Annotated in this window: 22 protein-coding genes and 1 other annotated feature (1 of these 23 cut by a window edge); of the genes, 12 read left to right on the plus strand and 10 right to left on the minus strand. The window is 52.2% G+C overall.

Features of this window, described 5'->3' with window-relative positions:
• Positions 1-179: 179 nt before the first annotated feature.
• The 4 genes from trhO to ald all read left to right on the plus strand — a co-directional run bounded on the left by trhO (position 180) and on the right by ald (position 4,251).
• Entirely contained in the window at positions 180-1,121 is a 942-nt protein-coding gene (gene trhO, locus KNP02_RS11050; protein ID WP_214709309.1) for an oxygen-dependent tRNA uridine(34) hydroxylase TrhO, read from the plus strand.
• A 116-nt stretch (positions 1,122-1,237) separates the two neighbouring features.
• A complete protein-coding gene (locus KNP02_RS11055) occupies positions 1,238-1,663 on the plus strand; it encodes a divergent PAP2 family protein (RefSeq protein WP_131471602.1) in 426 nt (141 codons plus the stop codon).
• 102 nt (positions 1,664-1,765) lie between these two features.
• The gene (locus KNP02_RS11060; protein WP_214709307.1) at positions 1,766-2,989 is read left to right on the plus strand and encodes a PucR family transcriptional regulator; all 1,224 of its coding nucleotides are present in this window, start codon (positions 1,766-1,768) and stop codon (positions 2,987-2,989) included.
• A gap of 131 nt (positions 2,990-3,120) precedes the next feature.
• Positions 3,121-4,251 carry an alanine dehydrogenase gene (gene ald, locus KNP02_RS11065; RefSeq protein WP_034780820.1) on the plus strand — a complete coding sequence of 377 codons (1,131 nt, stop codon included), beginning with the start codon at positions 3,121-3,123 and terminating at the stop codon, positions 4,249-4,251.
• An 89-nt stretch (positions 4,252-4,340) separates the two neighbouring features.
• Here the strand turns inward: ald and murB are convergent, their stop codons facing one another.
• Positions 4,341-5,261 carry a UDP-N-acetylmuramate dehydrogenase gene (gene murB / locus KNP02_RS11070; protein ID WP_034780819.1) on the minus strand — a complete coding sequence of 307 codons (921 nt, stop codon included), beginning with the start codon at positions 5,259-5,261 and terminating at the stop codon, positions 4,341-4,343.
• A gap of 154 nt (positions 5,262-5,415) precedes the next feature.
• Entirely contained in the window at positions 5,416-6,066 is a 651-nt protein-coding gene (locus tag KNP02_RS11075) for a diacylglycerol/polyprenol kinase family protein (protein ID WP_214709304.1), read from the minus strand.
• Positions 6,067-6,215: 149 nt separating this feature from the next.
• On the opposite strand from KNP02_RS11075, the gene KNP02_RS11080 reads away from it, so the two are divergent.
• Positions 6,216-6,839, plus strand: a complete 624-nt coding sequence (locus tag KNP02_RS11080) for a DUF1836 domain-containing protein (RefSeq protein ID WP_034780815.1) — start codon at positions 6,216-6,218, stop codon at positions 6,837-6,839.
• 67 nt (positions 6,840-6,906) lie between these two features.
• On the opposite strand, the gene KNP02_RS11085 is transcribed toward KNP02_RS11080, so the two are convergent.
• Positions 6,907-7,386 (minus strand): LURP-one-related family protein, encoded by a 480-nt coding sequence (locus KNP02_RS11085; RefSeq protein ID WP_214709303.1) that lies wholly within the window; start codon positions 7,384-7,386, stop codon positions 6,907-6,909.
• A 217-nt stretch (positions 7,387-7,603) separates the two neighbouring features.
• The gene (locus KNP02_RS11090; protein ID WP_235420246.1) at positions 7,604-8,089 is read right to left on the minus strand and encodes a restriction endonuclease; all 486 of its coding nucleotides are present in this window, start codon (positions 8,087-8,089) and stop codon (positions 7,604-7,606) included.
• 134 nt (positions 8,090-8,223) lie between these two features.
• Between KNP02_RS11090 and KNP02_RS11095 the strand changes: the two genes are divergently transcribed.
• A complete protein-coding gene (locus KNP02_RS11095) occupies positions 8,224-10,398 on the plus strand; it encodes a PAS domain-containing sensor histidine kinase (protein WP_214709301.1) in 2,175 nt (724 codons plus the stop codon).
• Positions 10,395-11,465 carry an SDR family oxidoreductase gene (locus tag KNP02_RS11100; protein ID WP_214709300.1) on the plus strand — a complete coding sequence of 357 codons (1,071 nt, stop codon included), beginning with the start codon at positions 10,395-10,397 and terminating at the stop codon, positions 11,463-11,465. Before KNP02_RS11095 ends, KNP02_RS11100 begins: the two co-directional genes overlap by 4 nt.
• A 17-nt stretch (positions 11,466-11,482) precedes the next feature.
• Here KNP02_RS11100 and KNP02_RS11105 read toward each other — a convergent pair whose 3' ends face one another.
• Positions 11,483-12,862, minus strand: a complete 1,380-nt coding sequence (locus KNP02_RS11105) for a TrkH family potassium uptake protein (protein ID WP_214709298.1) — start codon at positions 12,860-12,862, stop codon at positions 11,483-11,485.
• 141 nt (positions 12,863-13,003) lie between these two features.
• On the opposite strand from KNP02_RS11105, the gene KNP02_RS11110 reads away from it, so the two are divergent.
• The 3 genes from KNP02_RS11110 (at position 13,004) to KNP02_RS11120 (ending at position 14,879) form a co-directional block, all read left to right on the plus strand.
• On the plus strand, positions 13,004-13,255 hold the full coding sequence (locus KNP02_RS11110; RefSeq protein WP_233005246.1) for a hypothetical protein: 252 nt from the start codon (positions 13,004-13,006) through the stop codon (positions 13,253-13,255).
• An 87-nt stretch (positions 13,256-13,342) separates the two neighbouring features.
• Positions 13,343-14,125, plus strand: a complete 783-nt coding sequence (gene motA, locus KNP02_RS11115) for a flagellar motor stator protein MotA (RefSeq protein ID WP_214709297.1) — start codon at positions 13,343-13,345, stop codon at positions 14,123-14,125.
• On the plus strand, positions 14,103-14,879 hold the full coding sequence (locus tag KNP02_RS11120; protein ID WP_214709294.1) for a flagellar motor protein MotB: 777 nt from the start codon (positions 14,103-14,105) through the stop codon (positions 14,877-14,879). Before motA ends, KNP02_RS11120 begins: the two co-directional genes overlap by 23 nt.
• 34 nt (positions 14,880-14,913) lie before the next feature.
• Here KNP02_RS11120 and KNP02_RS11125 read toward each other — a convergent pair whose 3' ends face one another.
• From KNP02_RS11125 to KNP02_RS11140, 4 genes are all read right to left on the minus strand, one after another.
• Complete coding sequence (locus KNP02_RS11125) at positions 14,914-16,338, minus strand: dihydrolipoyl dehydrogenase family protein (RefSeq protein WP_034780806.1); 1,425 nt, start codon at positions 16,336-16,338, stop codon at positions 14,914-14,916.
• Entirely contained in the window at positions 16,335-16,700 is a 366-nt protein-coding gene (locus tag KNP02_RS11130) for a DUF1499 domain-containing protein (protein WP_200881509.1), read from the minus strand. Before KNP02_RS11130 ends, KNP02_RS11125 begins: the two co-directional genes overlap by 4 nt.
• 64 nt (positions 16,701-16,764) lie before the next feature.
• Positions 16,765-18,144 (minus strand): sensor histidine kinase, encoded by a 1,380-nt coding sequence (locus KNP02_RS11135; protein WP_214709281.1) that lies wholly within the window; start codon positions 18,142-18,144, stop codon positions 16,765-16,767.
• Positions 18,141-18,833 (minus strand): response regulator transcription factor, encoded by a 693-nt coding sequence (locus KNP02_RS11140; RefSeq protein WP_034780802.1) that lies wholly within the window; start codon positions 18,831-18,833, stop codon positions 18,141-18,143. Before KNP02_RS11140 ends, KNP02_RS11135 begins: the two co-directional genes overlap by 4 nt.
• A 123-nt stretch (positions 18,834-18,956) precedes the next feature.
• Between KNP02_RS11140 and KNP02_RS11145 the strand changes: the two genes are divergently transcribed.
• On the plus strand, positions 18,957-19,778 hold the full coding sequence (locus KNP02_RS11145; RefSeq protein WP_021068121.1) for a Cof-type HAD-IIB family hydrolase: 822 nt from the start codon (positions 18,957-18,959) through the stop codon (positions 19,776-19,778).
• 36 nt (positions 19,779-19,814) lie between these two features.
• Positions 19,815-20,804, plus strand: coding sequence for an alpha/beta hydrolase (locus KNP02_RS11150; protein ID WP_214709279.1), 990 nt, complete (start codon positions 19,815-19,817; stop codon positions 20,802-20,804).
• A gap of 40 nt (positions 20,805-20,844) precedes the next feature.
• Here the strand turns inward: KNP02_RS11150 and KNP02_RS11155 are convergent, their stop codons facing one another.
• Positions 20,845-22,407: an aromatic amino acid hydroxylase gene (locus KNP02_RS11155; protein WP_214709277.1), complete on the minus strand. Its 1,563-nt coding sequence runs from the start codon at positions 22,405-22,407 to the stop codon at positions 20,845-20,847.
• Positions 22,408-22,460: 53 nt separating this feature from the next.
• Positions 22,461-22,529: a binding site (T-box leader), on the minus strand; it runs 128 nt beyond the window's last position.

Here is a 22,529-nt window from a genome sequence, read left to right on the forward strand (position 1 = left end):
TTCGCTCAGGAAGACGCATCCCCCTGCACGCCAGTAAAAAAAATAAAAAGTATTTGCGAAATTTCGCTGTGATATCTATCATATAATATGGACTTGTGGTTGCAGGCAAGTCCGCTCGTCGAACGACACAACCCAACGTTCGTTTTCCTGCAAAAAACTGAACACAGGGGAGTAATAACATGGAAACAAAACCAATGCGGGTCTTGCTGTACTATAAGTACGTCAACATCGAAGACCCAGAAACGCTCACACAAGAGCACCTCAAGTATTGTAAGGACCTTGGCATCAAAGGACGGATCTTGATTTCTTCCGAAGGAATCAACGGAACGTGCTCTGGGACTTGGGAACAGACCGAGCAATACATGAACGACTTGAAAGCGAACCCGCTTTTCAGCGATATCGAGTTCAAAATCGATGAAGTCGAAGAGCATGCGTTCAAAAAAATCTTTGTCCGTCATAAGAAAGAGCTTGTGACGTGGCGCTTTGATGGTGAGTTCGACGTTCCTAAACAGCACGGTGCGTACCTCGAACCGGCAGAATGGAAAGAGATGATGAATCGCGACGATGTCGTCATCCTCGACGTTCGTAACAACTACGAGTACGATCTTGGTCACTTTAAAAATGCGATCAAAATCGACGTAGAGGCTTCTCGTTACATGCCAGATTGGCTCGAAGAGAACAAGGACCTCTACGAAGGGAAAACCTTACTCACGTACTGTACCGGAGGCGTCCGTTGCGAGAAATTTACCGCATATATGCGTGACCAAGGTCACGACAACATTTTCCACCTTAAAGGCGGCGTCGCCATGTACGGCAAAGACGACGCCACGAAAGGCGAAGACTGGGAAGGTGAGCTTTACGTCTTTGACGAGCGCATCAACGTCCCGGTCAACACGGTCAACCCGTCCGTTGTTTCGGAGTGCATGCACTGCGGAACGAAGACGGTCCGCTACGTTAATTGTGCCAACCCGGTGTGTAATGCTCAACACTTCTGTTGTGAAGAGTGTGAACCGAAACAAATGCGTTCATGCTCGAAAGAGTGCCAGGAGCATCCACGTAACCGCTATATCATCGAGAATATCGCGGACAAACTTCAGCAGACTGAAGGCGTCGTCGGGTAACAAAAATCGACCAGAAAGCACTTCGAGCCTATGCTCGAGGTGCTTTTTTGACAGAAACTTTACGTCTAGCCGATGACAGAATCGGGTATAGTGTAGATACCATTGTCAGACAGGAAGTGAATCGATTGCTCTTTAACGAACCTTTACTCGCCGCCTTGCTCGCTTGGTTCATCGCACAAGCAGCCAAGCTCGTAACCGAACTCATTAAAACACGAGATTTTGAATTAGAAATCATGTTTGCCTCGGGTGGGATGCCAAGTTCCCACTCTTCGACCGTCGTCGCCTTAGCGACCGTCATCGGTCGAGTCGAAGGAATCGATTCCAGTATGTTCGCACTCGCCTTGATTTTTGCGACGATCGTCATGTACGATGCGACCGGCGTTCGTCAAGCGGTCGGATTCCAGGCCCGTTTGTTGAACGACTACTTCAAAGGAATCAAGCACGAGACACCCATCTTAAATGAGCTGGTCGGTCATACCCCGTTCCAAGTCATCGTCGGGGCTTTACTCGGTCTCGTGGTCGGACTGTTTTTCCCAATTTAATGTGAATGATGCAGGCATGTCGTTCCCTCCTTCTAAAAACTCACCATCTTTTTGTGAACTTTCACAACAGAGACGGTATAGTGAAAGAGAGGAGGAATCGACATGCCTTTTTTGCAGAAATCTTATGAATCGCTCGATACGCTCGCCGAAGCAATCGGACAAGCGATTCGGGCCCCAATCACGATTGAAAATCGCCACCATCAGTTGCTCGCCTACAGCACCCACCCCGACTCGACCGACCCGGCACGAATCGCGACGATTATCGGCCGCCGTGTCCCGGAAGCAGTCATCGAAGACTTATGGGAAAGTGGCATCCTTCAAGAAGTGATCGACCGCGACGAACCGGTCGTCATCCCGGCCCGCATGGCCGTCGGTCTCGGTGAGCGGGCGGCCGTCGTCATCAAGCAACAAGGTGACGTGCTCGGTTACATTTGGAGCCTGGCCCGAACGACGCCGTTCTCAGAACAAGAACTCACCGTCCTACAAGAAGGGGCGAACATCGCCAAAAAATTGCTGATGACCATCGCGATGCACGAACGGCGCATCGACGCCGAATTGGAACGTTTCTTTTTAGAAGTGCTGGCCACTCCCGTCTTATCGCCATCCCACCGCGATCGCTTGAATGAGCTCGCACCGATTGCCGTCGCCAGCCGCCTCACCGTGATTGAATGTGCCCAGCCGGTCACCCCGCAACTGGCGGAACGACTGTTTTATGTATTGGCGACCCAACAAGCGATCGAGGTCGTGCTGCACGCCATCGATGGTCAACAGCTCCTCGTCTGGCATTATATGAAATCGGAGTTAGCCGAGGAAGAGACGGCACTTTTGCAGTGGGCCAATCGCTTCGAGACACAGCTCCGAGAGAAATTCACGGAAGTCGATCCACGTTTAGGCGTCAGCCGTCGTTTCTTTGAGAGCGACATGCTGTATGCCGCGATGGAAGAAGCACGACAGGTCACGTCGCTTCGTCGGAAGTTCCCCTATGAGCTTGCCGCGACGCACACGTTCGAACAAATCGGGATTTATCAGCTCGTCCCAGATCTCGCTCGCCGAATCGGGCTTCGGCTCGAAACGCATCCGACCATCGAGCGTTTGCAGGCATATGATGTCGCCCATCATACCGAGCTCGTCACGACGCTCGAGTGGTATTTCTATTTTGATGGGAACGTCAAACGCGTCGCCGCCCATCTTCACATCCACCCGAACACCGTGCTCTATCGGATTCGCCGCATCGAGGAACTGACGAATATTACGCAAGTCTCACTGCCCGAACGAGCCGCTGTTTACCTCGCCATCAAGGCAGGCCAATACCGACAGGATGATTGATGCCCGCTTTGTGATTTTTCACAAAGTGGGCATTGTCATTTTTAGAATCCATGCTAAAGACAGCGTTTTCGGATGGGTCTATACTAGAGGTGTGAACAAATTGTGTCAGTAGAGAGAAAGGGGAACTTTACATGAAAATCGGGGTATTGAAAGAAATCAAAAACAATGAAAACCGCGTCGCCTTGACGCCGATGGGTGCAGCCGTATTAACTGAGCTTGGACACGAGGTTCTCGTCGAGACGGAAGCCGGTGTCGGGAGCGGCTTCACGAACATGGAGTATGTCGATGCAGGGGCGACAATCGTCGACACAGCCGCAGACGTTTGGGGAAACGTCGAATTAGCGTTGAAAGTAAAAGAACCGCAACCGTCTGAATATCGTTATTTCCGTCCGGACTTGACGCTCTTCACCTACTTGCACTTGGCAGCCGAACCAGAACTCACGAAAGCACTCGTCGATTCAGGCGTGACGGCGATCGCTTACGAGACGGTTGAGATCGACCGCACGTTGCCGCTCCTCACGCCGATGAGCGAAGTGGCTGGACGGATGGCCGCTCAAATCGGGGCCCAAATCCTTGAAAAACCGCACGGTGGAAAAGGGATTCTCTTGTCAGGCTTGCCTGGCGTACCACGTGCGAACGTCACCGTCATCGGGGGCGGTGTCGTCGGGATGAACGCAGCCCGCATCGCCATCGGCCTCGGTGCCAACGTCACAATCATGGACATCAGCCCAGCCCGTCTTCGCCAAATCGACGACCAATTCGGCAACACGATCAATACGCTCATCTCAAACAGCTACAATATCGCCAAACAAGTGGCGGACAGTGACCTCGTCATCGGTGCCGTCCTCATCCCAGGCGCGAAAGCACCGAAACTCGTCACAAAAGAAATGGTGCAACAGATGTCACCTGGGTCGGTCATCGTCGACGTCGCCATCGACCAAGGCGGGATTTGCGAGACGATCGACCATATTACGACGCATGACGCACCGACGTATGAGCGCTACGGCGTCCAACACTATGCCGTCGCCAACATGCCAGGTGCTGTCCCACGGACGTCGACGCTCGGTTTGACGAATGCGACGATGCCGTATATCGTCGAGTGCGCTCAAAAAGGGATTTTCCCGGCGCTTCGTGAAAACGCGGCGTTACTCAAAGGCTTGAATGTCATCGACGGGACAGTCACGTATGAGGCTGTCGCGCGTGACCTCGGCTACACGTTCGTGGCGCCTGCTGAAGCGGTCACAAAACAATTACAAGCGTAAGGACCAAACCGACAGAATAGTTCTGTCGGTTTTTATGTCGTCACATCATCAAAAAACGCTCGAACCGGTTGGTTCGAGCGTTTTCGTGCTTATGCGTTTTCGACGGCGATATCCTCACCAATGATTTTGACTTCTGGTTCAAGCTCAATCTCGAACTTCGCCTTCACCGTCGCTTGGACGTGACGGATGAGCGAGATATATTCAGTCGCCGTCGCTTCATCGATATTGACGATGAATCCGGCGTGCTTGAGCGAGACCTCCGCCCCGCCAATCCGCTTCCCTTGCAGGCCGCAGTCTTGAATCAATTTACCGGCAAAATAACCAGGCGGTCGTTTAAAGACGCTACCACACGATGGGTATTCAAGCGGTTGTTTCGACTCGCGCTTGTGCGTCAAGTCATCCATCACTTCTTTGATCGCCTCATAGCCGAGCGGCTCGAGTTCGAACGTCGCTTCGAGGACAATCAGCCCGTCTTTAGAAACTCGGCTCGTCCGATAATCGAGGTCGAGCTCTTCTTTCGTGAGCGTCATGAGTTCGCCTTCTGGTGACAAGACGACCGCGCTCGCGATGACGTCTTTCGTCTCTCCACCGTAGGCGCCTGCGTTCATGTAGACCGCGCCACCGACCGTCCCCGGGATGCCACAGGCGAATTCTAAGCCTGATAGTTCCTCGGTGAGCGCTTGGCGTGACACATCGATGATGGCCGCGCCGGCTTGAGCGATCAATTGATTCCCATCGCGACGAATCGTTTTCAACTCGTTCAAGTTCAAGACGATTCCGCGAAGGCCGCCGTCACGGACAATTAAGTTTGATCCAAACCCGAGAATCATGAACGGGACGCTCTCGCGATGAGCAAGTTCAAGCACGGCTTGTACTTCCTCGTACGTGTGCGGGGCCACGAAATAATCGGCCTTCCCGCCTAATTTTGTATACGTGTGTGCCGACAGTGGTTCGTCTTGGTTGACGCGATCGGCCGGAATGATAGTAAGTAGTTGGTCTAAAAAGCTCATGCGTTGCCTCAATCCTTTACGTTCTATTTTAAGCATGCCTCGGTTCGTCAAGAGAGAGGCAAACACGTCACTGAATGATTTCAGTACGAAACACAGTATACAAATCTTTGACAGGGGTGACAAGCAACGTTTTCTTTACAACGAAGCAATTAGTTTATAGCAATAATGATGTAGCTACTGCCACCACGATAGGAATTGTGAAATTATCCCAGTCCCGATACGAAATCGCTTCTGTCAACGTAGCGATAATGGAAATGATGAATCCATATGTTACCACTTGCCAAAGTGGAACATCATCCCACAAAAACAATAAAAAGAGGACAGCGTACGAACTGAGGAACATGGCCATGCTCCCTTGAAACGAGCGTTTCTGTCCGTATAAGTCGTACGTCACTGTACCATATTTACGTCCAATCAGAGCGGCCAACCCATCTCCCCACGCCAAAACGAGCGATCCGCCCAAAAAAGCGAGCGGCTCCGATTCGAAGAAAAAGTACAGGATGACGAGCAAGGCGATCGGATAATAGACGGTACCGAGTGATTTGCGCTCCGTCTGGTGGACCGGTGACGGACTCTTATAAAGAAGCAATGCGTTCGCAAACGTGAAGAAGACGAGCGGGACGGCTGCGACGTACCAAGTCTCCATTAACCAGACTGCAAGCAGCGACCAATGGCCGACCGCGATATGTACACTCTTTCGAATTGTCTCATCCGTCCAGCCGAGGCGTTTGCCAATCTGTTCAAGACCGACGAGAAACACCAGGACAATGACGATGGACAGGATGGAACTGACCCATTCATTCATCGTTGGACCACCTTTATCTACATTTTTTTATACGTTTCCATTATACCTTAATCAGGCGATAGCCTAGCTTCCTTTTCAAACATTTGGTAGAATGAGGTCAAATGACTGTATAGCCAACGGACGTAGGTGGCTATAGAAAGGATGCCTGTATGCGCGACGCAATTTCGATTCAAACTTTGGCTGATTGCCTTCATTATATGCGGGTTGGCGACGTAGACCGGGCCATCTCTCTCTTCCCAGAGGACGTGCGTGAGCATTTCCCGAAAGAACTTCGCAAAATTCATTTGTTTCATATTGAAAAGAACGGATTGTCGATCAATCAAATCGTTGCTTTGGCGAACACGTTGACGGGGGAACACTTATCCGCCACCACGATCCAAAACTGGACGAAACGAGAGGTCCGGAAAATCATCGGAGTGCCCCGGGTCGGTAAAAAGTACTCGCTCCAACAAGCGGCCATCATTTATTTACTCGATGATTTGAAGCACTTGTTCTCGCTAGAAGAGACGAGTTCGCTCCTGGCGCTCATCTTCAACAACCCTGACCGTGATGAAGACGACCTCATCTCACCGATCGACTTTTATCGTCTCTACGCCGAGTACGCCAAATCGACGAGCCCGATCGAGCTCCTCGACACCCGTGCGAAGCGTTCAATCGAGAAGATGGGCTATACCCATCCGAACATCTTGCACGTCCTTAAACTCTGTTTATACGCGCACCGCGTGACGACCCTCGAGATCGAGGCCAAACATTATTTGAACCGCTTCATTTGACCACGTCGAATGGAGCTTTTTTTCATAAAAAAACACCAGTCGCCGTGACTGGTGTTCGTCATATTGGTCACACCGATACCGTGATGGGCATCCGTGATTTTACTGTCAACGTTTTAAGGACAGACAACAACTCGAACATCGAGAGTTGGTCGGCCTCTTTCGTCAAGCAGAAGCAGTCATCCTCTTGTTTGCGGAGTTCCGCCACAAGCTTGCCTGCTTTGTCTCGAACGCTGAACTTATAGCGCTCGACATCGTATTGAATCGTATAGAGACCGCGTTCATAGACGTTGTACTCACACTTTTTCCCGAATAACGAGAATTTGTCCTTCAACTGACCAATCGCCTGCCCGTCGTGGTTCATGACGACCCACTTTTGACAGTTCGGGATGTACTTCCCGTGAGCGATTTGACGGCCTGACAAGTTGTGCACTTGAACACTGCCCTCCGCGTCGCGGTGAACAGATCCGATCGCATCATTTGTCTCGTCATAAATGGTTGCTTCGCCTTGCGTAAAGACACAACCTTTTACATAAATTAATTTGCGCACCGCTTTTCCTCCTAATACGTTCCAACCTTGGATTTGTGTGTGTTTGGTTGGTCTTTCTATGAAACCCCCAAATTGGTACTGCTAGCCGCCTTTTCTCGTTTCAGCGACTACATATTTCATATGACGAAGATGATTATTGCATCGATTGATGAAAAAGACAACCCCTTTTTCTTCGACACAATCCGCCATTCTGTCAAAGTTGTGAACACGCCTGATTTTATCGCTTAAAACCGGCCTCTTTTAGCAACTGTTCGAGCTCCATTCTTGCAATCAGACGAACTTGATTCGGTTCCGCCAATTCGTACGCACTATCGGTATACGATGAGTTCGTCACGACCCAGCCCTCGTTCACGCCATAGTATGGAACAGACGCCGCGACTTGCTGGACGGCTTCGAGTCCGACCGCCTTTTCATAGCGTTTCGCTTGGACCGCGATCGACCATCCATCTTCTGCTTCAAGGAGCAGATCCGCCCCGAAGTCACGTGACGCCGGGGTCACCGTCACGGTGTACCCGAGCGCGGTGAACACTTCCTCTAAAAATAGTTCAAATTCTCGGCCGTCCATCCGGTCGATGCGGTGGATCGTCGAGAGACGCATCCGCCAAATGAGCCAAAGCAGGCCGACTGCCACGCAAGCGATGATGCTCCAAATCGGTGCATCCCACCACCATAACCCGAGGGCAATCATTAAGCTGAGCCCCATTCCTTTCACGTCCATCGCCCTCTCTATGTGTTCTTATCTTCACTTTACCGTTTGAAGGCAGGAAAACAAAGGGGGAGCTGTCGAATGTATTGAAGATGTACCCGTTTGATATAGAGAAGGAGGGATCATCGTTAATGGAGAACCGAGGACATCTCCAAAGCGAACTGCTACACGCCTTACCGTACGGTGTAGCGTTAATCACGACGGATGGGACAATCGTCCAAGCAAACCGTCCGTTTTTAGAGCAATTCCCTGAAGACTTACAAACGCGATCAAACATCTTTCATATGGTCAACCAGTCACCGATCACGATGGAGCTGTCACGACGGATGGAGCAAGGACTATCTTGGACGTATGAGATGCCGACGATCCGGATTCACGCCATCCCCAATGGTGACGTCTACATCCTCTCAATCGAGCCGCTTCCGCTCGATACACGGGTGACGGTCCAACATAACGCGTTCGAAGCCATGATGCACACTGAGCTTGATATGGCGATGATCATGACCGATGCCAATCTGTTGATCAATCGCTTCAATAAAGGGGCGACCGAACTGTTCGGATATGCGCCGCACGAAGTACTCTATGAAATGACCCCGTTTGGTCTGTTCGAGTCAAGAGAACTGAGCGAGAAGCGGACCCACTATCAAGACGAGACGGAGCGGCTCTTGTCATTCGAACAGATGCTGCGTGTGGCGTTAGACCGAGGCGACCGTGAATGGAAGTTCCAACGAAAAGACCGGACCCATTTCGTCGGAAAACTGTTCATGCACCCTGTCTATGAGCAGGCATGCGTCATCGGATTTTTCTTTTTCGTGTTCGATGTCAGTCCTGAGATCGCCTTGAAAGGCGAATTGCTTCATAAAGAACAACGCTATCGCATGTTTGCCGAATCAGTCATCGAAGCCGTGCTATTCCATGAAGGCGGGACGATCTTAGACGCGAACAAGGCGGCCGAAACGATTTTTCGCATCCCGGCCGAACAGATGGTCGGCCGTCAAACGATCGAGTTCATCGCCGAAGGCTACCGGGCCGATGTGTTGCGCCGCATTCGCAATCATATCCAGACACCGTATGAGGTCATCGGCCGTCGTGAGGACGGGACGTTCCTCGAGATGGAAGTGTACCCGAAAGAAGTGGCGTTCCAAGGCCAGACGCTTCGTGTCGCCGTCATGCGCGACATCAGCGACCGAAAGAAAGTCGAGCGCATGCTCGAGCGGGAGAAGAACGCCATCGCCCGGCAACGGGATATCATCCAATCGATTTTACAGGCGTCCAATGAAGCGTTCGTCTTGACCGAATCGAACGGCAGCGTCCTTTTCATGAACGTGCACGCCCGTCGTCTGCTCGATTTGCCGGGTATCGCCCCGAACAAGATGCAAGAGCGAATTCCGCTCCTGACGACATTCCGCGCGCGTGACCGCACCGAGATGTTGAGAAAAATCGATTTGTTGCTCGACGGATCGGCGCGAGAAGTGTCAATGCGCTTCTCGATTCCGCAACCGAATGATCGGGACGAGCAATATTACGAGATGTATGGGACTGGTATGGATACGAAACGCCAAATCGGAATGGACAGTGGGTTCTTGTTTGTTTTTCGCAACCGGACCGAAGAAGAACGGATGGACCAAATCAAAAACGAATTGGTCAGCACCGTGTCCCACGAACTGAGAACCCCGCTGTCGTCACTGTCGGGATATATCGAATTGATGCTCACTCGCGATTTGAACCCCGAAAAGCGTGAGCGCTACTTAAAGACGATGGCGAAGGAAGCGAAGCGACTGACCGACCTGTTGAACGATTTTCTCGATATTCAACGAATGGAAGACGGCAATCAAGAGTATAAAAAAGACCACTTCATCTTGAACGAACTCGTCCGCGATGTTGTCGAACGCTTCCGCGAGACGAGCAATCACTCGATTCATTTCGATGACGCCGATGAATCGCTTCACCTCATCGCCGACAAAGACCGCATCGAGCAAGTCATCATCAACCTGCTCTCGAACGCAATCAAGTACTCGCCTCATCACCACGAAGTCGAGGTACGGGTCCGCCATGAACGTAACCAAGCCCACGTCTCCATTCAAGACTTCGGCATCGGGATTCCCGAGCATGCGTTCGAAGAGTTATTCAAAAAGTTTTATCGCGTCGACAACTCGGACACACGTCAAATTGGCGGGACGGGTCTTGGGCTGTCAATTTGTAAGGAAATCATCGAATCACATGGCGGTAGTATCGAGGTCGAGTCGAGCGTCGGCGTCGGCTCGACATTCACGTTCACGTTGGACTTAGCGGAGGAGACAATATGAACCATTACGCTTTCACCGGTTTCCCCGGCTTTTTAGCCGGAAAGATGATTACGCACCTCGCAACCTTGCCGAATCAAATCGGAACGATTTACGCGCTCCACCTCCCGACCGAACGTTCCGGGGCACTCGCTTTAAAACAGGAGCTGTTGGAAGCGACATCGTTACGAGATGATCAACTCGTGCTCGTCGAGGCCGATATCACGCTGCCTGAAGTCGTGCTCGACCCGATCATGCGCTCGGTCATCGAACGTGAAGTGAATTACGTGTTTCACTTGGCCGCTGCGTACGACTTGAGCATCCCTTATGATGTCGGGTATCGCATCAATCTGTTTGGGACGAAACACATCACCTCGCTCGCGAAACGGGCCCCGCACTTGAAACGATACGTCTACTTCAGCACCGCCTATGTGTCCGGACGCCGTCAGGGCACCGTTTATGAGAACGAGTTATGGCACCGTGTCCGCTTTAAAAATCATTACGAGGCGACGAAGTATGAAGCCGAGGCCATCGTCTCGCGGGAGCTCGGTTCGATGCCGGTGACCATCATCCGTCCCGGCATCGTCATCGGCCATAGCGAGACCGGCGAGACGAAAAAGTTTGACGGGGTCTACTTCGTCTTGAAGCTGATGGACCAACTCCGCCAAGCCGCCCCGCTGCCGTACATTGGACGACAGAATATCGAAGTGAACCTCGTCCCGTACGATTATGTCGTCGAGGCGACCGCTTACCTCGCCCACGCCCCGGTCGGTCTAAAACGGACGTTCCATTTGACCGACCCGTTCCCGCACGGGGCCCGCGAAGTGTACCGCATGATTCATGAAGAGATGTTCGGTCGCTCTCCACGCGGGACAATCCCGCATGCGGTCGCGGAGACCGGGTTCTCGGCGCTGCATCTGTCGGAACGTTACGGGGTTCCGCGCGAGCTGCTCGCCTACTTCAAGCATCAAGTCCATTTCGATACGACGCAGACGCTCCGCGCACTGAGCGGTACTGATATCGTCTGTCCGGATTTGAAGGATTATCTGCCGAAAGTCGTCGCCTATTATGAGACACACAAAAAGCCCTGACCAGGGCTTTTTGTGTGTTATCCGATTAACAACTTCTCTTTTGGATAGCGAATCTTTCGATCCATCTGGCGCGCAACCGTGAACAGGATGGTCAACGAGCCGACACGTCCGAGCAACATCATGAACATGATGAGACTTTTGCCCGCATCGTTCAATTCTGTTGTGACTCCGAGCGACAATCCGACCGTCCCGAACGCCGAGACCGTCTCAAACAAGAGCGCCGTCGCCGGAATATGACCGTTCGTCAAGATGGTCAGTGCGGTAATCAATAAGATAAAGAAGAAACTCGTGATGGCCACGACGTACGCCTTTTTAATTTGAAACGCGTCAATCGTCCGCTCCAAGATGACCGTCTCTTTCTTCCCGACGATGAACGCCCACATATCCGCCAGAATGACAGCCACCGTTGTCACTTTAATCCCCGACCCTGTCGAGGCGGCGCCGGCCCCGATATACATAAGAATGATCATGACGCCAATCGAAATCGGCGCCATCGTCGTCAGGTCGATTGTGTTAAAGCCTGCCGTTCGCGTCGTCACCGCTTGGAAGAAAGTGACGTGCATCGCTTCACCGAACGGGCGGCCATACAGCCCACCTTCATTCGACACCCATTCGAACAACATGAGCGAGAACCAGGCGATTCCGTTGACGATGACGAGTGAAGCAATCATGATTTTCGAATGGAGGGCGAGACGTTTCCAACGTTTCACCTCGGTCGCGTCGGCGATGGTCGTAAAACCGAGCCCCCCAATCATTAAGAGCGCGGCAATCGTGATAACGATAGCTGTGTTCTGCTCGAACTGCATCAAATTGTCCGGCCATAGGGCGAATCCGGCATTGTTGAACGCTGACACCGCATGGAAGAACCCATAATAGAGCGCCTCACCGAAACGATAGTCACCGGTGCTGTACAGTTCGACCGTCAAAAACAACATGCCGATGAACTGGACGATGAGTGTCGTAAAGACGATGTTGCGGACGAGACGCACCGTGCCGCCCGGTCCCGACAAGTTGAGTGACTCTTGGAGCAAGATGCGCTGCTTTAAACCGATTTTCTTCCCGAGCACACTGAGCAACATAAGCGCGACCGTCATAAAGCCGAGACCACCGATTTGAATCAGCGCAACGATGACGAGCTCGCCGAACGTATTGAACGATGTTCCAATGTCGATTGTCGATAATCCAGTCACCGTTCCGGCCGATGTCGCGATAAACAGACAGTCGATCCAAGACACGGGTTGTGTCTGCGCGAACGGCATATAGAGTAATGTCGCCCCAATAAAGATGGCGAGCAAAAAGCCCGTCGCGATAAAACGGGCCGGCTTTTCAAACACGAGCCGGTAAAGCGCCTCAATTCGTTTTATGCGCAATTCCCGTACGGTCAATCGATGTCGCATCTCGCTATCTCCTTCAAATCAAGTTTTCTAAGGCTCATACTACTCCTCACTTATAAAATTGCCAACTAGAAAAATGTATCGCTAACTGTTTGCCAGATTTTTTGGTAATATGAGAGATAGACTTTATGAATGTTGAGGAGGTTGAATGAAACCGTGGACCCTAGTACGGTAGATCATTCGCTAACGGATGTCTCGCGAAGGTTGGAGCGTCAGTCACAATGCATGCCCGCCCATCTTTATTTCCAGCTCGAAGAACTGCTACATTGGTCACTTGATCAAGAAGTTGTGAATCAATTGTACGCATTATTAAAAAAATACGACGTGTTAACCGATATAGAGCGTGAAGAACGAAATATCAGCATCCAAATGCTGATTGACGAAAACGGCGCTTAACCATCGGGAACGCATTTGCGGGAGACGAGTTAAGTCTCTCGCTTTTTTTGTCTCCTGATTTTTTTTAGAAAGGTGGAAAACATAGACATGGATGTCGTCACGTTAGTAGGACTCATACTTGGGTTCCTCACCCTCGTCGGAGGGATGGTATTGAAAGGAGCCGGGATTGCCCCGCTCATCAACCCGGCAGCTCTCGTCATCATTTTTGTCGGGACAGCGGCCGCAGTCAGTATCGCCGTCTCCAAAGAACAACTGCAAAACGTACCGAAGTTGTTCGGCATTCTCTTCAAAAAGCAGGAGTTGCCAAGTAAATCCGGGCTGTTGACACAGTTCGTCGACTTGTCGACGCAAGCGCGTAAAGAAGGACTCTTGTCGCTCGAGACAGCGCTCGAACAAGTCGAAGAGCCGTTCTTGAAACAAGGGATGATGATGGTCATCGACGGCCAACCGTCCGAATATATCGCCGAGGTCATGTCACGCGATATCGAGAACATGGAGCAACGCCATAAAGCGAACTCGGACATCTTTACCCAAGCCGGCACGTATGCGCCGACACTCGGGGTTCTCGGAGCCGTTATCGGGTTGATTGCGGCCCTAAAAGATTTGTCTGATATCGAAAAGCTCGGTCACGCGATTTCAGCCGCGTTCGTCGCGACGTTGTTCGGGATTTTCACAGGATACGTCCTCTGGTTCCCGTTCGCCAATAAATTGAAGCAGTATTCGAAGAGCGAGGTCATCATCAAAGAGATGATGATTGAAGGAATTTTATCCATCCAAGGCGGAGAATCACCAAAGACGCTAGAAGATAAGTTGGCCGTGTATTTGTCTCCAAAGGAGCGAGCGAACTATGAAGCGCAAAAAGAAGCATGATCATGAAGAACATATCCCTGAAGGCTGGCTCATTCCTTATGCCGATCTCCTGACGCTTCTGCTCGCTTTGTTCATCGTCTTGTTCGCCTCGAGTAACGTCGACCAGACGAAGCTAGAAAAGATGTCCCAGTCCTTTAATCAAGTGTTCTCAGGCGGGACGAGTGTGTTTCAAGCCTCGACCGCCTCGAACAGCGATATTAGCCGCACGAACAAAACGGACACGACGGCGAATCCACGGACGTACGAACTCGCCAAGCTCGATGAGTTGAAAGAAGAGGTCAATCAATACATTCAAAAGAATGGACTCGAGGATGAGATCGAAGCGACCATCAATTCGAGCGGTCTCGTCCTGACGATCCAAGACCGGGCTCTATTCAGCATGGGTGAAGCGACGCTCGATGGCGATGCTAGAGCAGTCGCCCGCTCCATCAGCGGTATTCTCGAACAAGCCGGCAATCGTGAAATCGTCGTATCGGGTCATACGGATAACATCCCAATCAACACGGCCCGCTTCCCGTCGAACTGGGAACTCAGTTCAGCCCGAGCCACCGCCTTCATGCGCGGCTTGTTGACGAACGACGCCTTGAACCCTGGGCAGTTCACACTTGCGAGCTACGGGGAATACAAACCGATTGCGACGAACGACACGGAAGCCGGACGTTCGAAAAACCGCCGCGTCGAAGTGTTGATTAAACCACTCGTCGATTTATCAGAAGGCTCACCGAAGATGCTCGAAACGATCGTCTTACCATAAAAAAATCCCACTCTGTCGAGAGTGGGATTTTTCGTTATCGGGTCCATTCGAAATATTTACGAGCGAGCTCAGTGAGCGGACTGTTGAACAAACGTTTCCGCCAGTACAAGTCGGCCGCCTTCTTGACCGCTTCGCTACGCGATGGGTACGGATAGATCATCCGGGACAGTTTACCGATCTTATCGCCCCGCTGCATTGCATAGACGACGATTTGCATCCAATCCCCGGCCGTCATTCCGACCGCGTGCCCACCGATAATCTTACCGTTCTTCCGGGTGATGATTTTGACGAATCCTGTCTCTTGACGGTCGGCGACGAACCGATCGACCTCAGACAGTTTCGCTTCAAAAATCTCGACGTCATCGCCGTGACGCTCACGTGCCTCGGCCTCGGTCATGCCGACGTGGAACACTTCCGGGTCCGTGAACGTGATCCACGGCATCTTCGTGTAGTCGACCTTGTTCCATAGTCCGAACAAGGCGTTCGCCACGACGGCTTTCCCTTCTTCTCCGGCCGCATGGGTGAACGGTAACGTCTTGATCGTGTCACCGATCGCGAAAATGTGCGGTTGGGACGTCCGGTATGTCGAAGTGACATCAACGTACCCGTCTTTCACGTTCACATGCGCCCGGTCGAGCCGTAGTTCATCAATTCTCGGTTTACGGCCCGTCGCCATGAGCAGTTTGTCAGCCTCATACGTCACGGTCTCGCCATCGACTTCAGTCGTGACGTGAATACGTCCGTCCTCTTCCGCAATCTGCTTCACTTTCACCCCGATTTTCAGACGCATCGCCATCTCGAGCTGGGAGCGGAGCAATTTGCTGACAGACTCATCTTCTTTCGGTAAGAACGTGTCCTGTGCCTCAAGCACGGTCACTTGGCTTCCAAGACGAGCGAACGATTGGGCAAGTTCAAGCCCGACCGTGCCGGCGCCGATGACGATGATACTTTCTGGCAGCGTTTCTTCTTCAAAAACTTGTTCGTTCGTTAAGTACGGCACACTGTCCAATCCATCAATCGGCGGTACGGTCGGTTTCGATCCGGTCGCGATGACAAACTTTTTCCCAATCAACAAATCGTCTCCGACTTTAAGCTCGTACGGGCTTTGGAATGATGCCTCGCCGATATACACATCGACACCAAGTTTTTCGAAACGCTCCGTTCCGTCATGATCTTGGATAATGGCGCGGGCACGATCGACACGCGCCTTCGTCGTCTGGTAATGGTCGCGGCCATCAAACTCAGCTCCGAGCACACGCGCCGCCTGCATCATGCTACTCGCTTCTTTCGAAGCGGCAATCAGCGCTTTCGACGGGACACACCCGACGTGAAGACAGTCTCCACCAAGGTGTTTTTTCTTCTCGACCAAGGCGACCTTTGCGCCTAAGTTTGCGGCACCAGCCGCGACCGTCATCCCGGCCGCGCCTCCACCAATCACAATCAACTGATAATCCTTCATCTCATCAACCTCCGATAGCGTTCACTCACATCCTGCATCCGTTTCCGGTTCACCCCAAAGTCAGAGTGACCGAGTCGTGATGCCGAGCGGAATTCAATCTGTCTTGTCTCATCGTCGAATCGGAATTCAACGTCATCCTTAAAGCGCATCATTTTCGACGTGACGACATAATGGAGCGTGTCATCCGTCTCCTTGACGAGCTCGGTCCGAGGCAGTTGCCCCATCACCATCTTCATTGTCTCGATGCTCTCAGCGCGGTCTTCCCCGTATGGGAGCGGCTCCATGCGTAGCGCCTCAATTTCTGTTTCGGTCGAGACAGCGTTCGGACTACCTGACAATGGCTTCAATGATTTCGTTGCCACGAAAAAAACCTCCCTCATTCTACATACAATTACATGTATCCTGAATTCGGAAGGTTTAACCCTTTTAATGCAGTTCGCTCGGATCGAGCGGCAACAAAACAGTCACCGTCGTCCCATGACCGACCTCACTTTCAATGACGAGCTTTCCTTCGTGCGCCTCGATCAACTCCTTCGCAATCGCGAGACCAAGACCACTGCTGCCTTTCGTCACTTGCGCCTGATAGAACATTTCCGTGATGCGTTGCAGGTGATCCCGTGAGATACCAGGCCCCTCGTCAATAATCGAGATGAACGCGACCCGCTCCGATTGCACGAACCGTACGGTCAACGTCCCACCTTCGGGTGAGAAGCGAATGGCGTTCTCGAGTAAGTTTAAAAATACTTGTTTCAACCGGTTCTCATCAAACAGTCCAATCGATTTTTGGGGGTACCGTTCGATGAGGGTGATCTGTTTATCCTCGAGCGACTGTTTCAACTGAATCGTCACTTTCCGTAACAGCGATACGAGGTCGAGTTCTTGCCGATACAAAACGAGCCGGCTCTCTTCAATTTTCGTGTAATCGAGCAACTGCTCGACGAGCCCAATCATCCGCTCCGTCTCCGAATGGATGATGCTCAAACCGAGCTCGGTCTCCTCTGACACTTTCTCGTCCCCGCCGCGAATCGTCTCGGTCCATCCTTTGATCGAAGTGAGCGGCGTCCGCAACTCGTGCGACACGTTTGATAGAAATTCATTTCGTGTCGATTGATGCTGCTGCACTTTCGCTCCTAAATACGTCAGCGTCCGGGCCAGTGCCCCGAGCTCATGTTTTTCATTGGAATAGACTTCGACGTCAAAATCACCTTGCGCCATCTCATCAGCCGTCTCAATGATGTCTCGAATCGGTCGGACGAAGCGGTCTGCAATCCGAATGACGGCATAGAGCGCGACCAGCCAAATCAAGACGCCAATCATGACGACAGCCATCCAAATCTCGCGAATCAACGTATCGAGATCGGCGAGCGGCCGCGTGAAGCTGATGGCGAATTCACTCGTGCCGTCCGTGATGATGGGACTCGTCACGGACAAATAGTGGTTCCCTTCCGCATCGTAATCTTGGACGATGGACTCACCGCGGGCGAGGTCTTGCAGTTGTTCCGGTGTGAAGGCCGCCTGCTGCACCCGCTGTCCCGTCGTTTTAATGATTTGACCGGTCCGGTCGACAATCGTCAAATCGGTGCCTGGATACCCGAACGTCCGGACGAGAACCGAGAACGCGCTCGGTGTTTCAAAACCGACCTGCGCCTGGGGATAGAGATAGGCACTCGTCGTCGCATGGCTAAGTAAGGCCTCTGATTCATATTCATAGTAGTAGCGGTACGTTCCGTACGACAAGACGCTCACGAGCAAGACGAGCACGAACGTCATGACGAGCATAATCCGAATGACGAGCTGTTGCTTCATCCGTCATGTCTCCGCCATTTGTACCCGTGCCCCCACAGTGTCTCGATATAAGCCGGGTGGCTCGGATCATCTTCAATTTTTTGACGGAGACGACGAATGTTGACGTCGACCGTCTTTCTGTCCCCGAAGTAATTGATGCCCCAAACGGCATCTAACAGCGCATCACGTGATAAGACGACTTCCTCGTTTTGGACGAGGTGACAAATCAAATCGTATTCGGTCGGGGTCAAATCAATCGACTGCCCATACTTCGTCACTTGCTTCGCTGCCAAGTCGATGGCGAACGGTCCGGACTTCAATCGCTTCTTCTCTTTTCGTTTCACTTTCTCGACACGTCGGAGGAGTGCTTGAATCCGCGCCACGAGTTCTCCGGGACTGAACGGCTTGGCGATGTAGTCGTCCGCCCCTCGGCCGAGTCCTTCGATTTTATCTTCTTCGAGTGTGCGCGCCGTCAGCATGATAATGCCGACATTCTCATCTAAATCACGGATGGCCGCACATGCCTCAAAACCGTCCATCTCTGGCATCATCACATCCAATAACACGACATCGAACGGTTCACGATCAAATGCCGTGACCGCCTCGCGTCCGTTCGTCGCCTCAAAGACGTCGAATCCGGCCCGCTTTAAATTAACGATGATAAAGCTGCGAATCGCATGCTCATCTTCGGCTACTAATATTCGATTCATCATTCCACCTCTTCTGAAATTCACTACTTCTTAATAGTTACGTTTTTGCGACAAGGTTGTCAATTGACCTCAAATCGTATTAGGATGGAGTCATTAGATTCTGAAGGAGGACTCCTTACCATTATGAGTTACAAGATGATTGTTTTAGATATGGACGATACGCTCCTCACGAGCGATCACACGATTTCCGCCAAGACGAAAGCTGCCTTGCTGGATGTACAAGAACGCGGACATAAAGTCGTGCTCGCGAGCGGACGTCCGACGTACGCGATGTGGGACGCAGCTCGAGAGCTCGAGCTCGCCAAATACGGTAGCTATATTCTCTCATTTAACGGTGCCTCAATCATCAACTGTGAGACGAATGAAGAAATCTTCTCGAGTACATTGCTTCCAGAGACGGTCGCCCATCTCCATGATATCAGTGTCCGGGAAGAAATCGCGATTCATACGTATATCGGTAACGAAATCGTAACCGATCAACCGAACCCGTATACCGATATCGAAGGTGAATTGACAGGGATGCCGGTCATCCATGTCGCCGACTTCAAAGAAGCGGTCACGACGCCTGTCGTCAAGTGTCTCATGCTCGGTGACGGCGACACGCTTGCCCCGATTGAAACGAAACTGCAAGTCGAACTCGAAGGCAAACTCGCCGTCGCCCGTTCGAAACCGTTCTTCCTCGAATTTACGGAAGCGGGTGTGACGAAAGGGACGAGCCTCGCCTTCTTAGCCGAGCACGTCGGCATCGAGCAAGCCCACGTCATCGCTTGCGGAGACGGGAACAACGACTTGACGATGATTGAATGGGCTGGGCTTGGGGTCGCAATGGGCAACGCCAACACAACGGTCAAAGGCAAAGCCGACTTCATCACGAAATCAAACAATGAAGACGGGATCGCGCACGTTATCGAAACGTTCATGGGAACTGTCCTCGTCGATCGATAAACGGACAACTCAGGTTGAATTCAAGAAGGAATTACGATGAATAAAGGATTGAAACGGGCGGGACTCGGACTCGTCGGCACGGCTGTCGCCGGTGCCGCCTATGTATTCTTGTCCCCGAAACCGACCTCACGCCTCGTCAAAACCTCATTTGCCGGCGGGAACGAAGTGGCCATTAAAGGGTTCGAGGAAGTCGTACAAAAAACGTCGGTCCGTAAAGACATCGACTACCATTCGGCTTACGAGAACGGAACGTTCGACTTGATTCGCTACGAAGGTGAGAAGCAAATCGTCCCAACCATCTTTTGGGTGCACGGCGGTTCATTCGTCGGTGGCGATAAGGCCGACGTCTTCAAGTATGCGACGTCGATCGCAAGCAACGGCTACAACGTCGTCAGCGTCAATTATGCGCTCGCTCCAGACGTCACGTACCCCGTCCCGCTCCAACAACTTGAAGAGGCATACACGTATATCGCTGAAAACAATGACCGCTTCCGGCTCGATCTCGACCGTGTCTTCTTTGCGGGCGATTCGAACGGGGCCCAACTTGTGGCCCAATTCGTCGGAATCCAATTGAACGATGGCTACGCACCGTCTGCCGAAGTGAAGCAAATCGTCCCGAAATCGTCGATTCTCGGCACGGTTCTCATGTCGGGTCCGTACGATTTGAAACGGAGCATCGTCGAGTCATCGAAGACGGTCACCCGCTTCTTGTTCAAACGGATTGGTTGGGCTTACTTCGGAACGTACAATTGGGAAGACTTGCCGGTCGTCGCGGAAGCGTCGCCGCTCGTGAATATCCCGGCCACGTTCGTCCCGACGTTTATCACCGATGGCAACACCGGTTCGTTCGAAACGCAAGCGAAAGAATTTGCGACGATCCTCTCAGGTCGTGCGGACGTCACGAGCGTCTTTTATGACCGAAACGAACATGCGCTCGGCCATGACTACCATTTCGAAATGGATAAACCAGCCGCCAGTGCCACGTATCGCCGTTTAATCACGTTCTTGCGCGAAACGACGCGTTAACAAATAATCCCCGCCCATCATTGGGCGGGGATTATTTTTGTCAGTTGAGCAATGCGAGCGCGCGGCCAATCAACTCATGCCGCGACGGTGACGTCTCACGTAACGCGTGCAACCGTTCCGTCAACGCCTGTCGAAGCGCATCGGACTCGACGAGCTCCAAACATTCGATGTGGAGCAACCAAGCATCGGGATGATCGGCAAGAATCGTCGGCACGAGCTCATCAATCGACTCGCCTTGCTCCCGCATATTGCGAATTCGATTGAACATCGGGTCATCGTTCGTCCAAACACGGGCGTCACGTTCGATGCGGACCGGCTTCTCCAAGATGACGAGTTCTTCAATCTCGGTGCCTGGGAAGATCGATGGGAGCGTGTCTTGTCTCACTTCGAGTGTCTCCAGTTTAATCTGTCGTCCTTCGATGGTGACGACGACGTCTTCGAACTGTAACGCTTCCGTCGTCTCGCTGACGAGGCGTCCGTCCAGTCGAATCCCTGCCGTCGCCAATACGTCTTGAAGCGGTCCGTCGAGAACGAGTACGCCGTGGTTCTGTAAGTTCGTCAATTGACCGTGATTGACGTTCACACAGTCGTCCCACTGGACGAGCGCATGGGCTCCGGAGCGTGTCACGTGACGAATCACACCGACACGGTCCGTCCCGTCTTCAAGCCGGACAGTCGATTGACTGCCCGACGCGAGCGCTTTCTCGAGCGAGGCGATTCCACCTTGGTTGACCGCCATCCGTGACTCGAGTTCGTCTAGCGCGTCCTTCAACGCTTCAAAGTCCGGGATGACGAACAACTCGCGTTGCATATTCGTCACGTCCTGTTTCGTTTCGAGTGCGTGCTCTAAATTGAACGGATGTTTCGTGACGGCGTCAGTCAAACAATGACGGCTCTCCCCGACCGATGATAACAGTCCTGCCCCGTAGATGAGCGGGTTGTCCACCTCACCGATGAGACCGAACTCGACCGTCCACCAAAAGATGCGGGCGACTTGTTGCGCTTCAGAGAAGCCGGTTACTTGGGCTTTGGCCGCATGAACCGCCGCTTCGGCTGCCGCGATCTCCTCGTCCGTCGAGTTCGCATTCTCCTTCACGACGGTCAATCGTTTCAGTGCTGCAAACGAGGCGTGTTCTTCACGATTCATGAACGCTTTCGCTCCAAGCTGTCCGAACCGCTTCACGATTTGGGAGAACTCCGGATCCATCAACATCGGTGCATGACCAGCCGCCTCGTGGATGATATCTGGTGCCGGACTGTACAAAATATTCTCGACTTTACGAATATCGGTCGCGACCGGCAACATGCCGTTGCCTTGGAAATCAAAGAAAGCGACACCTGGGATGAGTCCATCGACCGCGACCGTCGACCAACCGGCCGCTCGCATCTCTTCGGTCATCTTTTCAACGTCAGGGAGACGCTCTGGCCCCATGCCCGTCTTTTTCAACCCTTCGATGTAGAACGGGTGTGCCTTCCCTTCAAGCGTGTGCAAGTTCAGTCGCAAGACGAAGCGCCAGACAGCATGATCCGTCGGCGTGTACTCGTCGTAGAACTGTGGCGAAATATGTGGGGCCAAATGGCGTGGAATGATTTGTGTGAGCATGATGTTTCCTCCTTTGATTGACTGAACGTAAAAAAGTCCCTATCGATTCACTCGATAGGGACGACGATGCCGCGGTACCACCCTGATTACTAGACGGACGTCTAGTCACTCTATTCCGATAA

Source organism: Exiguobacterium sp. s40, assembly GCF_018617905.1.
Classification (GTDB): domain Bacteria; phylum Bacillota; class Bacilli; order Exiguobacteriales; family Exiguobacteriaceae; genus Exiguobacterium; species Exiguobacterium mexicanum_A.

What these genes read in the sequence shown, in the direction of transcription:
- trhO (WP_214709309.1), top strand. Translation starts at nt 180, where the DNA reads ATGGAAACAAAACCAATGCGGGTCTTGCTGTACTATAAGTACGTCAAC.
- KNP02_RS11060 (WP_214709307.1), top strand. Translation starts at nt 1,766, where the DNA reads ATGCCTTTTTTGCAGAAATCTTATGAATCGCTCGATACGCTCGCCGAA.
- ald (WP_034780820.1), top strand. Translation starts at nt 3,121, where the DNA reads ATGAAAATCGGGGTATTGAAAGAAATCAAAAACAATGAAAACCGCGTC.
- murB (WP_034780819.1), bottom strand. Translation starts at nt 5,261, where the DNA reads ATGAGCTTTTTAGACCAACTACTTACTATCATTCCGGCCGATCGCGTC.
- KNP02_RS11075 (WP_214709304.1), bottom strand. Translation starts at nt 6,066, where the DNA reads ATGAATGAATGGGTCAGTTCCATCCTGTCCATCGTCATTGTCCTGGTG.
- KNP02_RS11080 (WP_034780815.1), top strand. Translation starts at nt 6,216, where the DNA reads ATGCGCGACGCAATTTCGATTCAAACTTTGGCTGATTGCCTTCATTAT.
- KNP02_RS11090 (WP_235420246.1), bottom strand. Translation starts at nt 8,089, where the DNA reads ATGGGGCTCAGCTTAATGATTGCCCTCGGGTTATGGTGGTGGGATGCA.
- KNP02_RS11095 (WP_214709301.1), top strand. Translation starts at nt 8,224, where the DNA reads ATGGAGAACCGAGGACATCTCCAAAGCGAACTGCTACACGCCTTACCG.
- KNP02_RS11100 (WP_214709300.1), top strand. Translation starts at nt 10,395, where the DNA reads ATGAACCATTACGCTTTCACCGGTTTCCCCGGCTTTTTAGCCGGAAAG.
- KNP02_RS11105 (WP_214709298.1), bottom strand. Translation starts at nt 12,862, where the DNA reads ATGCGACATCGATTGACCGTACGGGAATTGCGCATAAAACGAATTGAG.
- motA (WP_214709297.1), top strand. Translation starts at nt 13,343, where the DNA reads ATGGATGTCGTCACGTTAGTAGGACTCATACTTGGGTTCCTCACCCTC.
- KNP02_RS11120 (WP_214709294.1), top strand. Translation starts at nt 14,103, where the DNA reads ATGAAGCGCAAAAAGAAGCATGATCATGAAGAACATATCCCTGAAGGC.
- KNP02_RS11125 (WP_034780806.1), bottom strand. Translation starts at nt 16,338, where the DNA reads ATGAAGGATTATCAGTTGATTGTGATTGGTGGAGGCGCGGCCGGGATG.
- KNP02_RS11135 (WP_214709281.1), bottom strand. Translation starts at nt 18,144, where the DNA reads ATGAAGCAACAGCTCGTCATTCGGATTATGCTCGTCATGACGTTCGTG.
- KNP02_RS11140 (WP_034780802.1), bottom strand. Translation starts at nt 18,833, where the DNA reads ATGAATCGAATATTAGTAGCCGAAGATGAGCATGCGATTCGCAGCTTT.
- KNP02_RS11145 (WP_021068121.1), top strand. Translation starts at nt 18,957, where the DNA reads ATGAGTTACAAGATGATTGTTTTAGATATGGACGATACGCTCCTCACG.
- KNP02_RS11150 (WP_214709279.1), top strand. Translation starts at nt 19,815, where the DNA reads ATGAATAAAGGATTGAAACGGGCGGGACTCGGACTCGTCGGCACGGCT.
- KNP02_RS11155 (WP_214709277.1), bottom strand. Translation starts at nt 22,407, where the DNA reads ATGCTCACACAAATCATTCCACGCCATTTGGCCCCACATATTTCGCCA.